This window comes from Bacillus sp. ISL-18, assembly GCF_018613415.1.
Taxonomy (GTDB): Bacteria; Bacillota; Bacilli; order Bacillales; family Cytobacillaceae; genus Neobacillus.
The window spans coordinates 491669-509744 of record NZ_JAGGQG010000010.1; the positions used below are offsets into that span (position 1 = coordinate 491669).

Annotated in this window: 18 protein-coding genes; all 18 read right to left on the reverse strand. The window is 39.2% G+C overall.

The annotated features are described in order from the left end of the window. Nucleotides 1-69: 69 nt before the first annotated feature. The 18 genes from J7E81_RS15630 to pstB all read right to left on the reverse strand — a co-directional run bounded on the left by J7E81_RS15630 (nt 70) and on the right by pstB (nt 18070). Nucleotides 70-1257: a M14 family metallopeptidase gene (locus tag J7E81_RS15630; RefSeq protein WP_215043601.1), complete on the reverse strand. Its 1188-nt coding sequence runs from the start codon at nt 1255-1257 to the stop codon at nt 70-72. Between the two features lie 73 nt (nt 1258-1330). Next, complete coding sequence (locus J7E81_RS15635) at nt 1331-1543, reverse strand: YqgQ family protein (RefSeq protein WP_215043603.1); 213 nt, start codon at nt 1541-1543, stop codon at nt 1331-1333. An 11-nt stretch (nt 1544-1554) separates the two neighbouring features. Continuing rightward, complete coding sequence (locus tag J7E81_RS15640; protein ID WP_215043605.1) at nt 1555-3111, reverse strand: rhomboid family protein; 1557 nt, start codon at nt 3109-3111, stop codon at nt 1555-1557. 218 nt (nt 3112-3329) lie between these two features. Continuing rightward, nucleotides 3330-3524, reverse strand: a complete 195-nt coding sequence (locus J7E81_RS15645; protein WP_215043607.1) for a hypothetical protein — start codon at nt 3522-3524, stop codon at nt 3330-3332. Nucleotides 3525-3624: 100 nt separating this feature from the next. Beyond that, nucleotides 3625-4578, reverse strand: coding sequence for an L-lactate dehydrogenase (locus J7E81_RS15650; RefSeq protein WP_215043609.1), 954 nt, complete (start codon nt 4576-4578; stop codon nt 3625-3627). A gap of 70 nt (nt 4579-4648) precedes the next feature. Further along, nucleotides 4649-5437 carry a DUF92 domain-containing protein gene (locus J7E81_RS15655; RefSeq protein WP_215043611.1) on the reverse strand — a complete coding sequence of 263 codons (789 nt, stop codon included), beginning with the start codon at nt 5435-5437 and terminating at the stop codon, nt 4649-4651. Continuing rightward, nucleotides 5434-6000, reverse strand: a complete 567-nt coding sequence (locus J7E81_RS15660) for a 5-formyltetrahydrofolate cyclo-ligase (RefSeq protein ID WP_215043613.1) — start codon at nt 5998-6000, stop codon at nt 5434-5436. The genes J7E81_RS15655 and J7E81_RS15660 overlap by 4 nt, the downstream gene beginning before the upstream one ends. 58 nt (nt 6001-6058) lie before the next feature. Then, entirely contained in the window at nt 6059-6208 is a 150-nt protein-coding gene (gene rpmG, locus J7E81_RS15665) for a 50S ribosomal protein L33 (RefSeq protein WP_015594975.1), read from the reverse strand. A 64-nt stretch (nt 6209-6272) separates the two neighbouring features. After that, entirely contained in the window at nt 6273-6899 is a 627-nt protein-coding gene (locus J7E81_RS15670; protein WP_215043615.1) for a hypothetical protein, read from the reverse strand. A 20-nt stretch (nt 6900-6919) separates the two neighbouring features. Then, a complete protein-coding gene (locus tag J7E81_RS15675) occupies nt 6920-8176 on the reverse strand; it encodes a glycosyltransferase family 4 protein (RefSeq protein ID WP_215043617.1) in 1257 nt (418 codons plus the stop codon). Further along, the gene (locus J7E81_RS15680) at nt 8173-8853 is read right to left on the reverse strand and encodes a DUF4912 domain-containing protein (protein WP_215043619.1); all 681 of its coding nucleotides are present in this window, start codon (nt 8851-8853) and stop codon (nt 8173-8175) included. The genes J7E81_RS15675 and J7E81_RS15680 overlap by 4 nt, the downstream gene beginning before the upstream one ends. Before the next feature lie 330 nt (nt 8854-9183). Further along, nucleotides 9184-10155 carry an agmatinase family protein gene (locus J7E81_RS15685; RefSeq protein WP_215043621.1) on the reverse strand — a complete coding sequence of 324 codons (972 nt, stop codon included), beginning with the start codon at nt 10153-10155 and terminating at the stop codon, nt 9184-9186. Beyond that, nucleotides 10136-11416 carry an imidazolonepropionase gene (gene hutI / locus J7E81_RS15690; protein ID WP_215043623.1) on the reverse strand — a complete coding sequence of 427 codons (1281 nt, stop codon included), beginning with the start codon at nt 11414-11416 and terminating at the stop codon, nt 10136-10138. Before hutI ends, J7E81_RS15685 begins: the two co-directional genes overlap by 20 nt. After that, nucleotides 11416-13092 (reverse strand): urocanate hydratase, encoded by a 1677-nt coding sequence (hutU, locus tag J7E81_RS15695; RefSeq protein ID WP_215043625.1) that lies wholly within the window; start codon nt 13090-13092, stop codon nt 11416-11418. Before hutU ends, hutI begins: the two co-directional genes overlap by 1 nt. Nucleotides 13093-13186: 94 nt before the next feature. Then, nucleotides 13187-14662 carry an amino acid permease gene (locus tag J7E81_RS15700; RefSeq protein ID WP_251028703.1) on the reverse strand — a complete coding sequence of 492 codons (1476 nt, stop codon included), beginning with the start codon at nt 14660-14662 and terminating at the stop codon, nt 13187-13189. A gap of 116 nt (nt 14663-14778) precedes the next feature. Further along, the gene (gene hutH / locus J7E81_RS15705) at nt 14779-16296 is read right to left on the reverse strand and encodes a histidine ammonia-lyase (RefSeq protein WP_215043629.1); all 1518 of its coding nucleotides are present in this window, start codon (nt 16294-16296) and stop codon (nt 14779-14781) included. A gap of 327 nt (nt 16297-16623) precedes the next feature. Beyond that, nucleotides 16624-17283 carry a phosphate signaling complex protein PhoU gene (gene phoU, locus J7E81_RS15710; RefSeq protein ID WP_215043631.1) on the reverse strand — a complete coding sequence of 220 codons (660 nt, stop codon included), beginning with the start codon at nt 17281-17283 and terminating at the stop codon, nt 16624-16626. A gap of 13 nt (nt 17284-17296) precedes the next feature. Beyond that, complete coding sequence (pstB, locus tag J7E81_RS15715) at nt 17297-18070, reverse strand: phosphate ABC transporter ATP-binding protein PstB (protein ID WP_215043633.1); 774 nt, start codon at nt 18068-18070, stop codon at nt 17297-17299. Nucleotides 18071-18076 lie beyond the last annotated feature (6 nt).

Here is an 18076-nt window from a genome sequence, read left to right on the forward strand (position 1 = left end):
TTCTAACGTTAGTTTCATTCTATTTTAATAACAGTTGATAGAGATTACAAGTAATGAGACAAGAAAATTTTAATAAGCTAAAGCTGCAAAAAAGATTTCTTCTGCCTGCTTAAGTATTCTTGGAAATTGTGAAAGCGGTAAGGGATTAATTCCTCTTCCCAGCTCTAGTGTAAACCCAGGCTTTTGAAATTCTTGAATAAACCAATCCTTATAGCCAGCGTGACTGTTAACATAACGAATCGCTCGGTAGCCACTGACTTCTTCAAATTCTTTTGCGAGTAATTCTGACTCAGATGGTTCAAGTCCTTCATACCCCCAATAAAATTCCTCTCCTTGAGTATGAAAGGCCAGAATGAGATCAAACTGATTTTCCCTGGCTAATTCTTCCATAGCAGCGGCTTCTGGTTCTGTTAATGGTTCAATTCCTGGAAAGTCGCGTGAGGCTGGTGTCTTGGGCTTTTTATTTTTTCTGCAAAGGTCCCAGTTAGCTGGAAATTGGTTATTTAAATCGATGCCTCTTATATTAGCTTTCCAATGAATAAAATCATCGCTGCCTTCGTTGATTTCAATAAGCTCTTGTCGTAGATGAGAAGGCGCCCCGTTTAATACCAAATCTACACCGTCAGGATTTACCATTGGAACGAGGGATAGCTCTACATTCTCATACAGAGCTGTCGCCTTCTTCCCTTTAACAGGTTGATCATTCGTGATTGATAATAAATACTGATTTAGTAACCTCATTAGAACCAAGGTGGTTATCCATTCATTAGCATGGAAGGAAGCATTCATATGGATCTTTTTATCCCCTTTGCCAATTCTAAGTTCATGAATCGGATTACCTAAGATACTCGTACCAATCTTTAAAGCTTCGATGAAAGGGTAAATATGTGTAAGATTTTTTATTAATTTCACTAACCGTTTAGAATCTAATGGAGTTTTCCCTGTAACGAAGGGAACCCTTACCAATTCGGGGACAAAAATTTGATCGCCAATAGCCAACTGATCTGCATCTTTCGTTTGATTAAGCAGGTAAAGGGAATCAACCTCTAAATTCTTTTGTTCAGCTATCTTGGCAAAAGTATCTCCCTCTTTAATCGTATAGGGAGTTAAAACATGTCCAGGTATCTTAATTTTCTCTTTTGTTTTCATTTTAATTGGATTTACATGTAAATTGGAATCCACTATTAATTTGAGTGGGATCTTAAATAACTGGCTTAAAGATGACAGAGTATCCCCAGGTCGTACACTAATCTCCATATACTCTCCTCCCATCATAAAAAGATATGAAGATAATCATAAAAAAATGATAAAAACCCGTATTTCTACGGGTTTAATCATGTTTACCAATTAATTCTTTTTGAATTCGAATTTCATGTCTTAATATTAACAAAGCACTCTGATATTCTCTTGGTTCAATTAGTTGTGCCTGATAAATGTCTTTTAACTCTGCTTCCATCAGTTCAAGGTCACCAATTCGATCACCTATATATATGATGGTTCCAAATCGTTTTAAAAATTGCTGAATATCATAAATTGTCTTCATCTAGAGACCCGTCACTCCTTTGTAGATTGAAGTTGCTGATTAATTTCAATTAGTAAATTCTTATATTGTTCTTTTTTCGGTTCAAGATTTGCCGCCTTTTCAGCATTTAATTTTGCTTGTTTAAGATCATTTTGTTCTAAGTTAATCAGTGCAAGGTTAAAATAAGCCTCATCCAATTCTGGGTCTAATTGAATCGCTTTTTCTAAATGTTTTTTTGCTGCTGGCAGCATATTCTTCTTTATTTCTACAAAAGATAAAAGAAAATAAGTTCTTTCTGAAAGGTTAGATGCATTTTTTTCTGTATCTTTTAATAGTTGGTAAGCTTGATTGTAATTACCTTGTTTGACATATTCCTCTGCCATGATTAAGTTAGAGTTTTCATCCTTTGCTTGTGCAGAAGAGCTAAATCCATATGATAAAGAAGACCAAACAATAGCTATGGAAGCAACAAGAAATACCATTTGCCATAAAAGTTTTTTCCTTTTAGGAAAATGAGTAACACCAGCTGCTAAAAATCCTCCTGCTAGCCCGCCAAGATGCCCGGCATTATCAATTCCTGATACTGAAAAACCAAACACAAGATTTATTCCAAGCACAACCAGGATGTTCAGTCCCATCGTTCTAAAAAATAATTTGGGATACATGGCACCAAAATACAACAGAGCGCCAAAGCATCCAAAAATTGCACCGCTAGCACCTGCAGACAAGTTGGAACTATAGAGGAAACTCGCAATAAAACCCGTAAACCCTGCAAATAAATAGATAATAAAGAACCGAGACTTACCGAATATCCGTTCAACTGTCGTTCCTAAAAAGTATAGCGCAAGGGTATTCGTCAGCAGATGAAGGAAACCGATGTGTAGAAAAATAGGGGTGATGAATCTCCACCATTCACCTTGATCAATCAAAGCATTTACTTTGGCACCATATTTAATTAGTGTTGACGTATTCGTGCTCCCCCCATTTATTTCTAACCAGAGGAAAACTGCAAGTTGAATAACGATAAACAGATAGGTAAATAAAGGTTTTCCATTAACTAGAATTTCTTGTTCCGCTTTTACTTTATGAATGGCAAGCTCTAAGGCCGATTTCTTTAATTCTTCCACTTCTTGTTCCGAATATTCATTCGAAAATTCAAAATAAATATTCCAGCCGAGCTTGTCAGACAATCTCCTAAAACCTGATTCCAATTCATCGTTTACGAAAAGGATGGAGGTTACAGTCGTTTTATTTCCTTGTGGAAAGACAAATGGCCTTTCAAGACGATATTCATATTCATCAACCGGTGGAAACTTACTAACATATATATTCAGTACATTTAGTTCGCTCTTACCGATTTGTTTACGGACTCTTTCCCCGTTAGTAGCCGTAAATTCGATATCTCTCTGCATGGCATTACTCCAATCTAAATCATGGAGCATCATTCGTATGATTGGAGCTTTTTTATTTTCTAATTTTTCAAGCCACAATTCTTTTTGATTTTCAAATAATTGAATAACCCGATATCCATGATCAGAGATGAAAGAATAGGCCAACCTCCAAAAGATGTAACCTTCTCGATTATTCATTTCTCCCCTACTTTCTATTTCAGCTATACGTGACTCGGTCTTGATCCGGTCATGACCAGTACAAGTTTACAGCTTAAGCTATACATAACGAAGTGTTAATCTGTATTCATTTTTCCCCCGTCTTTTTCATTATAAACGATATGAACATTTAATCATTGCTTTAAACCACCGAAGAATAGATATTTAATTATTTAGACAAAAAAAACCATCTGTGGTTTTCACCTAGCAGATGGTCCTCCAAAAACAGATGACATTAATTTTTGTCTTACACCAGGTAAACTCATAATTGAGCCTACCGCAAGCCGCCGCATCCAGCCTGTACCAATTAAGGCATTGATGATTCTGTACCTGTAGCGGAATACAACATAGCCAATGGAACCAATCATAAATATCGATGTTAAAAGACGAGACATCTTCATCCCTCCTATTACTATTCTGTGATAGGAACAAAAGATTTATCCATTTATTCTCGAAAAAGAGATGGAAGAAGAAATCCGTCTCTTTTATTCCCATTTAGAATTTCGTAAACACAGGTTCCATTGTCTTTTTTAATACCTGAACAGAGTTTGCAAACTGTGCCTTTTCTTCTTCATTCAAATCTAGTTCAACTATTTCCCTGACTCCATTGCGATTTACAACGGCAGGCACACCGATATAGATATCATTATGACCGTATTCCCCGTCCAAATAGGTGGAAACAGTAAGAACGGAGTTTTCATTTCGTAAAATCGCTTTCGTTAACCGGACTAACCCCATGGCAATTCCGTAATATGTAGCACCTTTGCGCTCAATGATATGGTAAGCGGCATCACGTACATTTAAAAAGATTTGATTTAGGTCATCCCGATTAACAGCGGTCTTATTTTTTGTCCATTCAGAAATAGTTGTCCCCGCGATATCAGCATGGCTCCAAACAGGAAGCTCTGTATCGCCATGTTCACCAATGATATATGCGTGAACATTCCTTGTATCCACGTCAAAATATTCACCTAGTAAATAACGGAAACGGGCCGTATCTAAAATCGTACCAGAACCAATAACCCGCCCTCTTGGAAGACCAGAGAATTTCCAGACGGCATATGTTAGGATATCAACAGGATTAGTGGCAACTAGAAATATACCATTAAAGCCGCTGTCCATAATTTCATCTACAATCCCTTTGAAAATTTTTGTATTTTTTTCAACTAGATCAAGTCTAGTCTCGCCAGGCTTTTGATTTGCCCCTGCAGTAATAACCACGAGATCAGCCACACCACAATCCTTGTAATCCCCATACCAAATCTTCGTCCTAGATGGTGCAAAAGGCATTCCATGATTCAAGTCCATGGCATCACCTTCCGCTTTCTCCTTATTTAAATCAATTAATACCAATTCTTCCGTTATTCCTTGATTTAAAAGGGCAAACGCATAACTTGATCCAACGAAACCAGTTCCGATCAGGACAACTCGGTTAACACGTCTTAACATCCTCATTCCTCCAATTTATATTTAGCAGATAATTACAGTGTAAACATTAATATGAGTACAATTTACAATTTCACCAAAAAAATCTTAAAATGACGATTGATAACACTGCTGCAATAAATCCCGAAAGAAAATTTACCATATCATTATCCACTAAGGTGTATCCTTTTATTCTAGTTGTTGGAATTTGACAATGACTCTTTTTCTCCGTTGTAATTCCACATTGTCCGCATACATAAACTTGTTGGTAGAGTGCACCAAATAACGTATCAATGACATTCCCAATATAGCCAAATAGAAAAATAAGAATTACAAAAAAGAGATTTAATTGGAAAAGGAAATAACTAAGTGCCGAGATAAAAAAAGAGCCCGCAATCGCCGCAGTACTTCCTAAGCCGCTAATTGCCCCGGAAGTGCCTCGTTCTACTCGTTTAAATGTTCGTATGTAAATAGGATTTTTCTTACTTAAACTGCCAATTTCCGATGCCCATGTATCAGAATTGGCACTCGCTAAACTAACGATAAATCCCAAAAGCAAAGATTGATTAGGTTGAATTGAATAAAGAAGACTAAAAAGTGAGGCCGCTCCCCCGTTCGCAAGGACTTGCAGCCAATCACGGGTTCCACCTTTTGCTAGTTTTTCTTCCAATGACTTTTTTGCCGTACTTTTATATTTTGACCAAATACTGGAAGAGGCAAAAAAAGCACCGAGAAGGGCAAGTCCCTCTAGTTTAAAACCAGTATAAACAGCCGCCCCTACCAGGATCGCTGTAATGGCACCCGTTAGGGTCAGCGAATTTAATCGGTATCCAGCCAGCGCCACGAAGATGATAAAAATATAAACCGAAATAACTCCAATCATTTTGTTGTGATAACCTCATGATTGGTAATAATTTTTGAAACAGGGATGTCATATTCTTCAATTGGAAATTGCGGAATGATTTGCTGATCAAAGGCTAACGAAATGGTTTGACCAGTATAGTGGGATAAGAAACGATCATAGTATCCACCGCCAAATCCTAACCGATGGCCGGTCCTAGTATAGGCAAGTCCCGGTACGATTAATAAATCAATCATTTCTTCATTCATTTCGTCGGTCAATGCTACTATTGGTTCGAAAAGACCAAAATAGACTGATTCAAGCTGGGCAAACTCTGTAAGGATTCTAAAGGATAAGTTCTTATCAGTTGGATTACATTTTGGTACCACGACAAGTTTCTCTTGTTCCCAAGCTTTTCGAATTATTTGGTATGTATCTACTTCAGGCTGCCTTGAGACATAAATCCCGATGACCTTTGCATTTATCCAATCATCGGCAGCAAATAAGGTTTGGGCAATCTTATAGGAATAATCCTCATAAACGGGTCTTGGAAGGTTTGAAAGAATTTCTTTAACCTGTTTCCGTAATTCATCCTTGCCACTCATAACAGATCCTCCTTACTTATTTAATGGCAACAAAAAAAGCAGCAGGAAGCCCTACTGCTTATTTTGTTTCACGATGTGCTGTTGTACGCTTTTCTCTTGGGCAATATTTCTTAAGCTCAAGACGATCTGGGTTGTTACGTTTATTTTTTGTTGAAATATAGTTACGATCTCCACACTCAGTGCAAGCTAACGTAATATTTACACGCATGTCAATTTCCCTCCAAACGATTAAGCAGTTCGTTCATACGACTTTTCTATAATATCATTTTTCATTAGGAAATGCTAGTGTGTTTTTTAAGAAGTGCATTTTCTAATAAAATCAGTTCATTTTTGTTGGAGCCGCTAATCGTCCAGGTATCCATTTTTCTCGTTTGATGCGGTTCAATTGACAAACTCATCGTAAAGATACTAGCTGCAGGACCTTTTGCCATGGGTTGATATTTTAAGTTTCCTTTTTGAATGGAATTCCAAATTCGGTCTGTATAGGCATTCCACAAAGGCACAGCCGTATATTCATTTATACTTGCATTAGTACAGTGGCCATTCACAAGATAAACATGTGTTTTTGCATGATGAATAATATGATTCTCAATGGGTGATACGAATGTCAAGTTATCTTGTCCAACATTCACCATATGGTGCATCGCTAAAATTTGAACTTGGATCGTTTTATGACTGTGATTGCTTACATAGACACTTGAAAGACAAATCTTAGAATGAATTTGTTCATTCTTTACTTTAACGACTAACGCTTCATCATAAATCACTTTTTCCTTCGTGTTTTGCAGCCATACATATTTCCCATTCACCCAAAGTCCCGGAACAAATTGAAGTGGTTCCATCGCTAATTCAAGATGAGAAGCATGTTTTTCATTTTGTAATTCAGTAATTAAGTTCATCATCATGCACACCTTATTTTTCAATTATTTGGCGCTGCCTCTTGCACCTTCTCATTCACTCGTTGTCGTAATACAGTATCTACCATAATCCTGCTTGTTTCAGCAGCAATTCGATTCCAGCCATAAAGACTTTGAACAATTTGCTTACCTCTGCTGCCAATTTCTTTCGCTTTCTCTGGTTGATTGATTAAAAAATCAATTTGTTCCAAAAGACTTTGAGGATTACCCGGGACCATCAGCATCCCCGTTTGCAGATGCTTAATTATCCCTTTCATACCGCCAGTATTCGATACTACAGTTGGTTTTCCGAGAACCATAGTTTCTAATACAACTATTCCGAATGGCTCGTATAGGCTTGGGATCACAGCTAGCTCACACCCTTCAATAAGGGCATTTCTTTGGTCATCAGTAACATATCCAACAAAAGAAACATAGCTCTCCAAACCACGCCCTTTAACCTGATTTTGATACTCTGTAAGCATAGGTCCTTTACCGGCAATCACAAAAATAAAGTTTAGCTTCTTTTCTTTTGCTATTGCGGCTGCCTCAATTATGGTTTCGAATCCTTTTTCTTCAACAATTCTTCCAATTGAAAAAATATACTTTCTATCGGTTAGTTCCGGAAATACCTGAGAAACTTTTTCATCAACGATTAATGGTTCAATTCCATTTGGAATAACGGTTATATTCTTATTCTGTGAAGTAAAAACCTGATTAAGTTCGTCCTTCATAAATTCACTGCAGACAATAATTTGATCTGATTCGATCATTAATTGCTGTTCCTTTTCATGAATGAACTGCTGCATTTCGGTATATATACCATTATTTCTGCCATGTTCTGTTGCATGGATAGTAGTTAATAAAGGAACTCTTAATAGCTCCTTTAGGGATATCGCGGCTGCTCCGACAAGCCAATCGTGAGCGTGAATGAGCTCAAAATCTATCTCTTCTGCCAGCTGTTCCGCCTTAAATGCCATTGCCAAATTTAGACCGGCAATCCAAGATAGAAAATGGTCATCATATTCATTAACTGGTCTTACTCGGTGGACAAATATTCCATTCATTACTTCAAATGATGGAAGATTATGTTTGCCTGCTGTCAGAACATGAACCTCATGTCCTTGTTCAGACAAATGAGTGGATAAACCAACTACATGCCTTGATAAACCTCCGATAATATTTGGCGGGAATTCCCAGGATAGAATTAATAATTTTAACTTCCAAGCAGCTTGGGGCTTTCTTTCTAGGTTACTGGATTCTGGCAATCGTTTATTCATTTTGCTCCCCCAGAGTTGTCTGATTTCACATAATAACTATAAGTACTCACTTGCTCGACCCATTGGGGAGGTTCTTCCTCATATCGTTGGAATTGCAACATTTCCTGCTGAAATATATTCGTGCCTTGCAGGGCAGCAGAAGGGGTTTGTATACAATTGGAACGATAAAGAGGGAAAAACACTTTTCCGGAAATGTAAACACCTAATTCTGCAAGATATCTCCGGTTTTCTGCCAAGCCTTTAATAAACCAGTGTCCGCTTTGGTAAGGGACAGATATTTCATTAAAATGAAGGGCGTTTTTTCCATTAAACAAAATATCCGTTACGTCATAAATCCTAGTGACCATGACAAGTTCTTCAAACTTTTGATTAAAAAATCTTTCGATGATTTTTTTTGGCAATTCGGAAATGTTCCAGAAAAGAATTATTTTATGAGGTGTCACAAGCTTTGCCTTAAGCTCACCTTTTAGTGGAATTAATTCTGATGAAATAGAGTAATCTGAGGAATTGGAATCCTTAGAAGAATGTCTATTAGGTTCATTCGCGAGTTCATTTTTATTTTCTTCCAACCATTTATTCCAGCGATATTGGACTTTCCCTATGGTTGTATTCAATTCAGAGGCGATTTTACGAAATGATAAGCCATTCCCTCGTAGTTTGATAATTTCCTCAATCATTTTTTTCCTCCATTCTGTAAACAATCAATATATGCGGTTAAATGCAAAATAATTCTTACTAATTTAATGGTATCATCAGATGAAAAAGCATTCAATAAACGCATTTTGTCGTATTTTGGTTAGCCTATACAGCAAGCTTTATTTACAGTCAATAAATTTTTTTTAGTTACGCATACCCCCTCATTTTTTACATGTATCAACAAATTACCTACCTGGTAATGTTTATCTTTTCGACAGCATTATCTAAAAAGGCAAACAAAGAAGCATGGAGATATAATCCCTATGCTTCCTAGCTTTTTCAGATTTTCCATTATTAAATTGAGCATATCGTTATCTAGTCTGTAAGACGCAGCCAGTGATAAATTGCAGCCAAGCATATACCCCGGTCTTAACGGTTTGGGCAACTGCCGAATCTTTGCTTGGGTCCAGACAAACAAAATCAATATGCCGAACAATCGAATGCTTGCCGATTTCTAGTACTATATCAAACAGCTCCGCTGCTGTCATACCGCCGGGGGTAGACGCTGGTACACCCGGTGCAACGGAAATATCCAACACATCCATATCGACGGTGACATAAACGCGGTCAACTTTTCCGGTCAATTGCCGAAGTGCATCCTGAACACTATTAATAAGTCCCTGTCTGCGTGCTTGCTTTAACGTCACCATTTGAATATTGTATTTCTCCGCATAATCAATAAGGGGCTTCGCATTAAAGTAGCCATGCAAACCAATATTGATAACATTCTCTCCTTTGACCGTATGACCATCAATTAGCTGCCGAATCGGCGTTCCGTTTGCAGGCCCTAATTCAGCCGGATCCCTTACATCAAGATGTGTATCAAGCTGTAAGATTCCAATCGTTTCTTCTTTATAAACTTCTTTTATTCCCCGCACCGCACAGGCCGTTGTAGAATGGTCACCGCCAATCATGCATGTTACAGTTTGAGGATAGTTTGCTGCAAGATAGGCCGTTGTCTTTTGGATACGTTGATGCGATAAAGGAATATCTGTCGTATGCACCGCCACATCTCCCGCATCAGCAACCTTGAATGACGTCAAATCAATCATCTCATCCAGGTTGTAGGTGGCAAAGCCCTTCCACATCCGTCGAAATTCTGCTGGATACAAAGAGGCTCCGGACACACTTATGGATGACCGAGAAATCGGAGCACCATAAACAATTAAATCGGGTATTTCTTCCATTTCCGCCAATGGCTGCACCCAATGGTGCACATAGCCAGTTTCCCCCTTAAATCGATTCCAGGACCATTCGGGTGCCTTAAGCCAATGTTCTCCCACCTGAATCCACCACCTTTACACCCTTTTTCCACACAGTCTTAACGTGATTCATTCCGAAAAGATATTGAAGCTCCTGGTAGCTTTTTACATTCCATAAGACGATATCAGCCTGCTTACCCACTTCAAGTGATCCTACTTTATCTTGGCGGTTAATCGCGCATGCAGCATTAAAAGTTGCTGCTGTTAATGCCTCTGCTGGGGTTAGTCTCATTGAAATACAAGCTAGGTTCATCACAAGCGGCATTGAAGTTGTAGGTGATGACCCAGGATTGCAGTCAGTAGAAATAGCTACAGGTACACCTGCATCGATCATTTTTCTTCCTGCTGCAGCTGCTTCGCGTAAATAGAGCGCTGTTGCCGGAAGCAGGCAGGCAATCGTGCCCGCATCTGCCATGGCTTGAATTCCTTCATTGGAAGCTTTCAATAAATGCTCAGCTGAAATCGCCCCTACCTTTGCTGCCAATTCCGCTCCGCCATATGGCTCAATTTCGTCAGCATGGATTTTCGGGATCAATCCAAAGTGCTTACCTGCTTCTAGAATGCGCTCAGATTGTTCTGGTGTAAAAACTCCTTTTTCACAAAAAACATCGTTAAACTCCGCTAATTCTTCCTGGGCGACTTTCGGCAGCATTTCGTCGACTAAATAATCGACAAATTGATCTTCTTTCCCCTTAAACTCAGGGGGTACCGCATGGGCCCCCATAAAGGTAGGAACAAGGTCAATCGCATGCTGTTCCTGCAGTATCTTCATCACGCGAAGCTGCTTAAGTTCGGTTTCGAGATTCATGCCATATCCACTTTTGCCTTCTACAGTTGTTACTCCATGAACAAGAAACGAATCAAGCCGGCGTTTAGTTTGCATGACTAATTCCTCTTCCGTTGCTTCCCTCGTCATGCGGGTGGTCGCATGTATTCCTCCACCCGCATTCATTATATCCATATATGTTGCACCTTCAAGGCGCATTTCAAATTCACGCTCGCGGCTTCCTCCGTATACAACATGTGTATGTGGATCTACAAGTCCAGGCGTTACCAAATGATTTGAGGCATCCACAATCATTGCTGTATTTAATTTTTCCTTATAGCATTCCTCAATTTCTTTCGTCGTTCCAATAGCCGAAATAAGTCCATTCTCAATCCACAAGCTGCCGTCTTCAATCAAACCAAGCTGGGACATCGCTTCTTTTGAACGGGGACCTTTTATTTCGGAAGCAAGCGTTGCAAGCTGGGCGGCATGTTTAATCCAAATTGGTTTTTCCATTACTGATCATTTCCTTTGTCAAGCATTGGGATTTTAATTCCTTTTTCCCGGGCTGTTTTCTTTGCAAGTTCATATCCGGCATCGGCGTGGCGTACGACACCCATACCCGGATCTGTTGTTAATACACGTTCAATTCGTGCCTCTGCTTCTTTCGTACCATCTGCGACAATCACTACTCCCGCATGTAAGGAATAACCCATTCCAACTCCACCGCCGTGATGCACGGAAACCCATGTAGCACCGCCCACTGCGTTAACCATGGCATTTAATATTGGCCAGTCAGACACAACATCAGATCCATCTTTCATCGCTTCAGTTTCACGGTTCGGTGAAGCAACAGAGCCTGAATCCAAATGATCACGTCCAATAACAATTGGTGCTTTTAGTTCCCCTCTAGCCACCATATCATTCAGTATTTTGCCAAAACGGGCCCGTTCTCCGTAGCCCAGCCAGCAAATGCGGGATGGGAGCCCCTGGAACTGGATTTTTTCCTGAGCCATCCGGATCCAGTTGCACAAATGTTCATTATCGGCAAATTCCCTTAGAATAGCCTGGTCTGTTTTATAAATATCTTCAGGGTCACCTGACAGCGCCACCCACCGGAAAGGCCCTTTCCCTTCGCAGAATTGCGGGCGGATATAAGCTGGTACGAATCCAGGGAAGTCAAATGCGTTTTCTACCCCTTCATCTTTAGCAACCTGGCGTATATTATTACCATAATCAAATGTTACTGCGCCTTTTTCCATCATTGCAAGCATCGCTTTCACATGCACTGCCATAGAAGCCTTCGACCTCCTGACATACATTTCAGGGTTTGATTTCCGCAGTTCCGTTGCAGCTTTAAAAGACAAACCTGCAGGTGTATATCCGTTCAACGGGTCGTGCGCTGATGTTTGATCTGTCAGCACATCAGGGATAAAGTTTCGTGCGATCATATCCGGTAAAACTTCAGCTGCATTACCCAGTAAGCCAATTGATAATGCCTTTCCTTCCCTTTTTGCCTCTTGAGCTAAACGAATAGCCTCATCCAGGGAATCCGTTTTCAAATCGGTATAGCGTGTTTCAATCCGACGGTCAATCCGTGTCTCATCTACATCAATACCGATGCAGACCCCACCGTTCATAGTAACGGCAAGCGGCTGAGCTCCACCCATCCCTCCAAGGCCCGCGGTTACTGTTATCGTGCCTTTTAAAGAACCATTAAAATGTTGTTTAGCGAGTTCTGCAAATGTTTCGTATGTTCCCTGGACAATCCCTTGGGAGCCGATATAAATCCAACTTCCAGCGGTCATTTGTCCATACATCATTAATCCTTTTTTGTCGAGTTCATGAAAGGTATCCCAGTTGGCGTATGCCGGGACAATATTTGAATTTGCAATCAGTACACGTGGTGCATCGGTATGAGTTTTAAACACCACCACGGGCTTACCTGATTGAACAAGTAGCGTTTCATCCCTCTCAAGATGTTTCAACGATTCTACAATTGCATCAAAACAATCCCAGTTACGTGCTGCCTTTCCAATCCCTCCATAAACGACAAGTTCTTCTGGATGCTCTGCTACATCCGCGTCTAAATTGTTCATCAACATTCGCAGTACAGCTTCTTGCTGCCAGCCTTTTGTATTCAATTCTGTCCCTCTATACCTTATAACCTTATTTGATGTATTCGTTTTCATTTTTCTACCTCCAAATTATGATATTTTAGTTTAATAGTGGAATCCTTGTGTCTTATTATCATTTAATAAAAGTTTTACAAATCTATTTTTTAACTTATTCCCTGCTGAAATCAGCGTCTTGTAATGGAACCATTTTTGATTTCTTTACTACTTTATAGCTAAGATATCCAAATAAAAATAAAGGCAGGCCAATATAAGAAACCAGAATCCCATACCAGTCAATTTTGTCACCGATAAACGCTTGGTAGTTACTTCCAAGCATTGCCACCAAACATAACACTGTCGCAAGAATCGGACCTAACGGGAACCATTTCGCAACATATGGAAGGTCTTTAAAATCTCTCCCTTGTGCAATAAATGCTTTTCGGAATCGGTAGTGTGTAACAGAAATACTTAACCACGAGATATAACCTGCTAAGCCAGCAGCATTTAATAACCAGGAATAGACTGTTCCGTCACCAAAAAGCGAGGTTAGGAAGCAAAGCATTCCTACTAACGTGGTCAAATATAGAGCGTTTACAGGAACACCTCCTTTATTTATTTTTTTCAGGAATGCCGGTGCTTTTCCTTCTTCAGCTAATACCCATAGAACACGTGAACCAACGTATAAACATGAGTTTCCTGCCGATAGAACAGCCGTAAGAATAACAGCATTCATCGCTGCTGCGGCAAATGCCAGGCCAGCATGTTTAAAAACTAGCGTAAATGGACTAACTGCAATGTTCTCAAGATCCGAACTTAATAAATTGGGATCTTTATAGGTAATTAGGCATCCAATAACGAAAATGGCTAAAATATAGAATAAAAGAATTCTCCAGAAGATTTGTTTAATCGCTTTAGGGATATTTTTTTCAGGATTTTCACTTTCACCTGCAGCTACCCCAACCATTTCCGTTCCTTGGAAGGCAAACCCCACTACCATAAAGACACTAAAGATGGATAAAAGACCTCCTTTGAATGGCGCTTCTCCTTTAGTGAAATTTTCAAATCCACCTGTATGCCCCTTCATAATTCCAAAGATCATCAATAATCCCACAACAATAAAAAGCAAAATGGTTACAACCTTGATAATGGAAAACCAAAATTCTGATTCACCATAACCTTTTACGGATAAAACATTCAGACTAAAAATAAGGACCAGAAAAGTTGCACTCCAGACAATACCCGGAATAGTAGGAAACCAATATTTCATAATCAAGGAAGATGCCGATAATTCAAGAGCCAAAATAATGGCATTGTTATACCAATAATTCCAGCCAACAGCAAACCCTAAGGCAGGATCAACGAATCTTGAAGTATACGTACTGAATGAGCCCGAAATTGGTATAAATACAGCCATCTCCGCCAGGCTTGTCATGAGGAAGTAAACCATGATCCCTGCAATAAGATAGGCTGCCAGTGCCCCTCCTGGACCGGCATCATGAATAGTAGTACCGCTAGCTAAAAAGAGGCCAGTACCAATCGTGCCGCCAATGGCAATCATTGATAGGTGCCTTGTTTTTAATTTTCTTTCTAAATGTTCAGGTTGTTCACCTGGATTCGTTGGTTGATTACCTTTTTGTAGGGCCATATTTTGCATAAAACACCTCTTTTTTTATTTAGTATAGTTATCAATAGTAGGACCATTAGGAACCGCATGGGAGAGCGATGATTATTAATTAATTTATTCGTTTTGCTCCGTAAGAATTATTTTACGTTGTCTAATTGCTGTAGTAACTTTTTCAGGTCCATTGTTTTAAGGCCTTCAGCGGCTTTTTCAATATCTTTTGAAAAAATGCGGTCCTTTTTAATAGAAGGAACAAGTTTTCTTCCGGTATCATAAAGCCTTCTTGTTTGGTTTGCCATTTTCTCAATTCCCCGGTATTCAACCGCCTGCATCGCACAAATTAGCTCTATTGCCAGGACTCTTCTTGTATTCTGAATAATTTGATGTGCATGCCTGGAAGCGATTGTTCCCATGCTTACATGGTCCTCTTGGTTCGCTGATGATGGGATGGAATCTACACTTGCTGGATGTGCCAGAGTTTTGTTTTCCGAAACAAGAGATGCAGCAACATATTGCATGATCATGGCACCTGATTGTAAGCCTGGCTCCGGGCTTAAAAATGGTGGTAAATCATTTAATTGTGGATTGATTAATCGTTCAATCCGTCTTTCAGAAATATTCGCCATTTCTGCAACAGCAATTTTCATAAAATCCATCGCAAAAGCGATTGGCTGTCCATGGAAGTTACCACCGGAAATTACTTTTTCACCATCATCAAAAATTAATGGATTATCCGTTGCAGCATTCATCTCAATCTCCAATTTCTCTTTTACATAATCCAGGGCTTGCCACGTGGCACCATGAACTTGCGGGATACATCGAAGGGAATAAGCATCCTGTACTCTCAATTCTCCCTGTACCGTCGTCAATAAACTATCGCTTAAGTAACCGCGGATTCGTGCTGCGGTATCGATTTGCTGTTGATAACCCCGAGCAAGATGAACCTCTTCAGCAAAGGCATCAATAATCCCAGTTAATCCTTCAATCGTCATGGCGGAAATTAACTCACTTTGGAATGCAAGTTGTTCTGCCTCGAGATAGCCAACCACGCCCATTGCTGTCATTGCTTGCGTTCCGTTGATAAGAGCAAGGCCTTCTTTTGCTTGAAGTGTTACTGGGAATATCCCTTCTAGCTGAAAGGCTTCAAGTGAGTCCATTCGATTTCCTTTATAAAATACTTCTCCTTCCCCGATTAGCACCAATGCCAAGTGTGAGAGCGGTGCCAAATCACCGCTTGCTCCAAGGGAACCTTGCTGCGGAATCACGGGGATTATATCCTTGTTTACTAAATCTAATAATCTTTCAATCACAATCGGTCTAATTCCAGAATAGCCCTTCAAAAGAGCATTAGCGCGAAGAAGAACCATTGCCTTTGCAACAACCTCTGGGAACGGCTCACCTACTCCGCAAGCATGTGAGCGAATTAAATTGAGCTGCAGATCTTGAACATGATTCTTATCAATTAGAACATCGCTGAATTTACCAAAACCTGTTGTAATTCCATAAACTACTCTTGATTCTGATACGATTCTTTCAACTGCTCTCCGGCTCTTTCCGGCAGCCTCAATACTTTTCTCGCAAGCGGCCACCTTCTGACCTCCGAATAAAACTTCCTTTATTTGAGCTAGGGTTAAACTTTGGCCTGTTAACGTAATCATAATATCTCTCCTCTACCACTTTAGTATAATAAAGAAAGAGGCTGGATTCCGATTCTGATTAGAATTGGAGTCCAGCCTCTTTTATTACCGTTTTTGAATTTTGAACTATTTTTTTATGCCACTTCATGTGTTTTCACTCCCATCATATAATTTTCTATTACTATGATAATTATCTTATGTGAGTAAACCATGCTTTGTCAACAAAAAATTCTGAATTTTAACACAATAATACTTTAGCACAATAGTAAATGAAAGGCTTAAGCAAATTGAATAAACCTATTTCATAGTAAAGAGGAGACTGCACATTTCCAGGCAGCCCCCTCTTTTTTAAGCATTTAAGTTTAGTCGTTTTCCTGTAACAAGATAAATGACATTCTCAGCAATATTCGTTGAATGATCGGCGATTCTCTCGACATTTCTACAAACAAATGCTAACTGAATGATTTGGTTGGTTGAATTTAGATTTTGCGGGATATATCCTATTAATTCTTGAATTAGACGGCCAAACATTTGATCCACCTGGTCATCTTTTTTTGCACATTCTTGTGCCAGAGAAACATCCTCGGTGGTAAAAGCTTCAATCGACTCAGAAACCATCTCCAAAGCGATTCCCATCATATTTGGTATATCAATGATCTCCTTAATATGCTTTTCATGACCTATGTGAATGGTGGATTTAGCGATATTTACGGCAATATCAGCCAATCTTTCAATTTCTGATGATACCTTTAATGCAGCGCTTATTTTTCTAAGGTCGGTAGCTACAGGTGATTCTCTTGCAATTAATAATAAGGCTTTATCATTGATTTCTTGTTCCAAATTATTAATTTCATTATCCCCCATTAGAACAGCCTTTGCCTTATCGAGGTCTTGATTGACTAAAGAGAGCATAGCATCTTTAATCGCCATTTCTGCTTTTTTAGCCATGGATAATAATATTTCATTTAATTGCAGTAAATTATGATCAAAATTAGACCTTGTACTCATTTTGTCCACCCCATCATCCGAATCTTCCGGTAATATACCCTTCCGTACGTGAGTCCGCAGGGTTTGAAAATATAGCAGCAGTAGCATCTAATTCAATAAGCTCCCCCATTAAGAAGAAGGCTGTTTTATCTGACACCCGTGATGCCTGCTGCATGTTGTGAGTAACAATGACGATTGTATACTTTTCTTTTAACTCTAAGATCAATTCCTCTATTTTCAAAGTAGAGATTGGATCTAACGCAGAAGTTGGTTCATCCATTAGTAATACCTCAGGTTTGGTAGCTAACGCCCTAGCAATACACAATCTTTGCTGCTGTCCGCCCGATAACCCCAATGCAGGTGCGTGTAATCGATCCTTCACTTCATCCCATAATGCTACGTCCATCAATGATTTTGTGACAATCTCATCAAGATGGACCTTTTTTTTAATCCCATGAATTCTCGGTCCGTAGGCGATATTATCATAAATAGATTGTGGAAAGGGATTTCCCTTTTGGAAAACCATCCCCACATGTTTGCGAAGGTCTACAAGATCAACTTTTTCATCAAGGATGTTCTTACCATTTAAGTTAATTTCACCTGTCATTTTGACATTTGGAATCATATTAATCATTAAGTTAAGTGTTTTAATAAAGGTGGACTTACCACATCCAGATGGTCCAATTATTGCCGTAACTTCTTTTTTATTAATGGAAAAGTTTATATCTTTTAAGGCATGATGGTCTCCGTACCATAAATTTAAATCTTTTACATCAAATATTTGTCTTGTTAACGTTGAAGTTGTCATGACGAT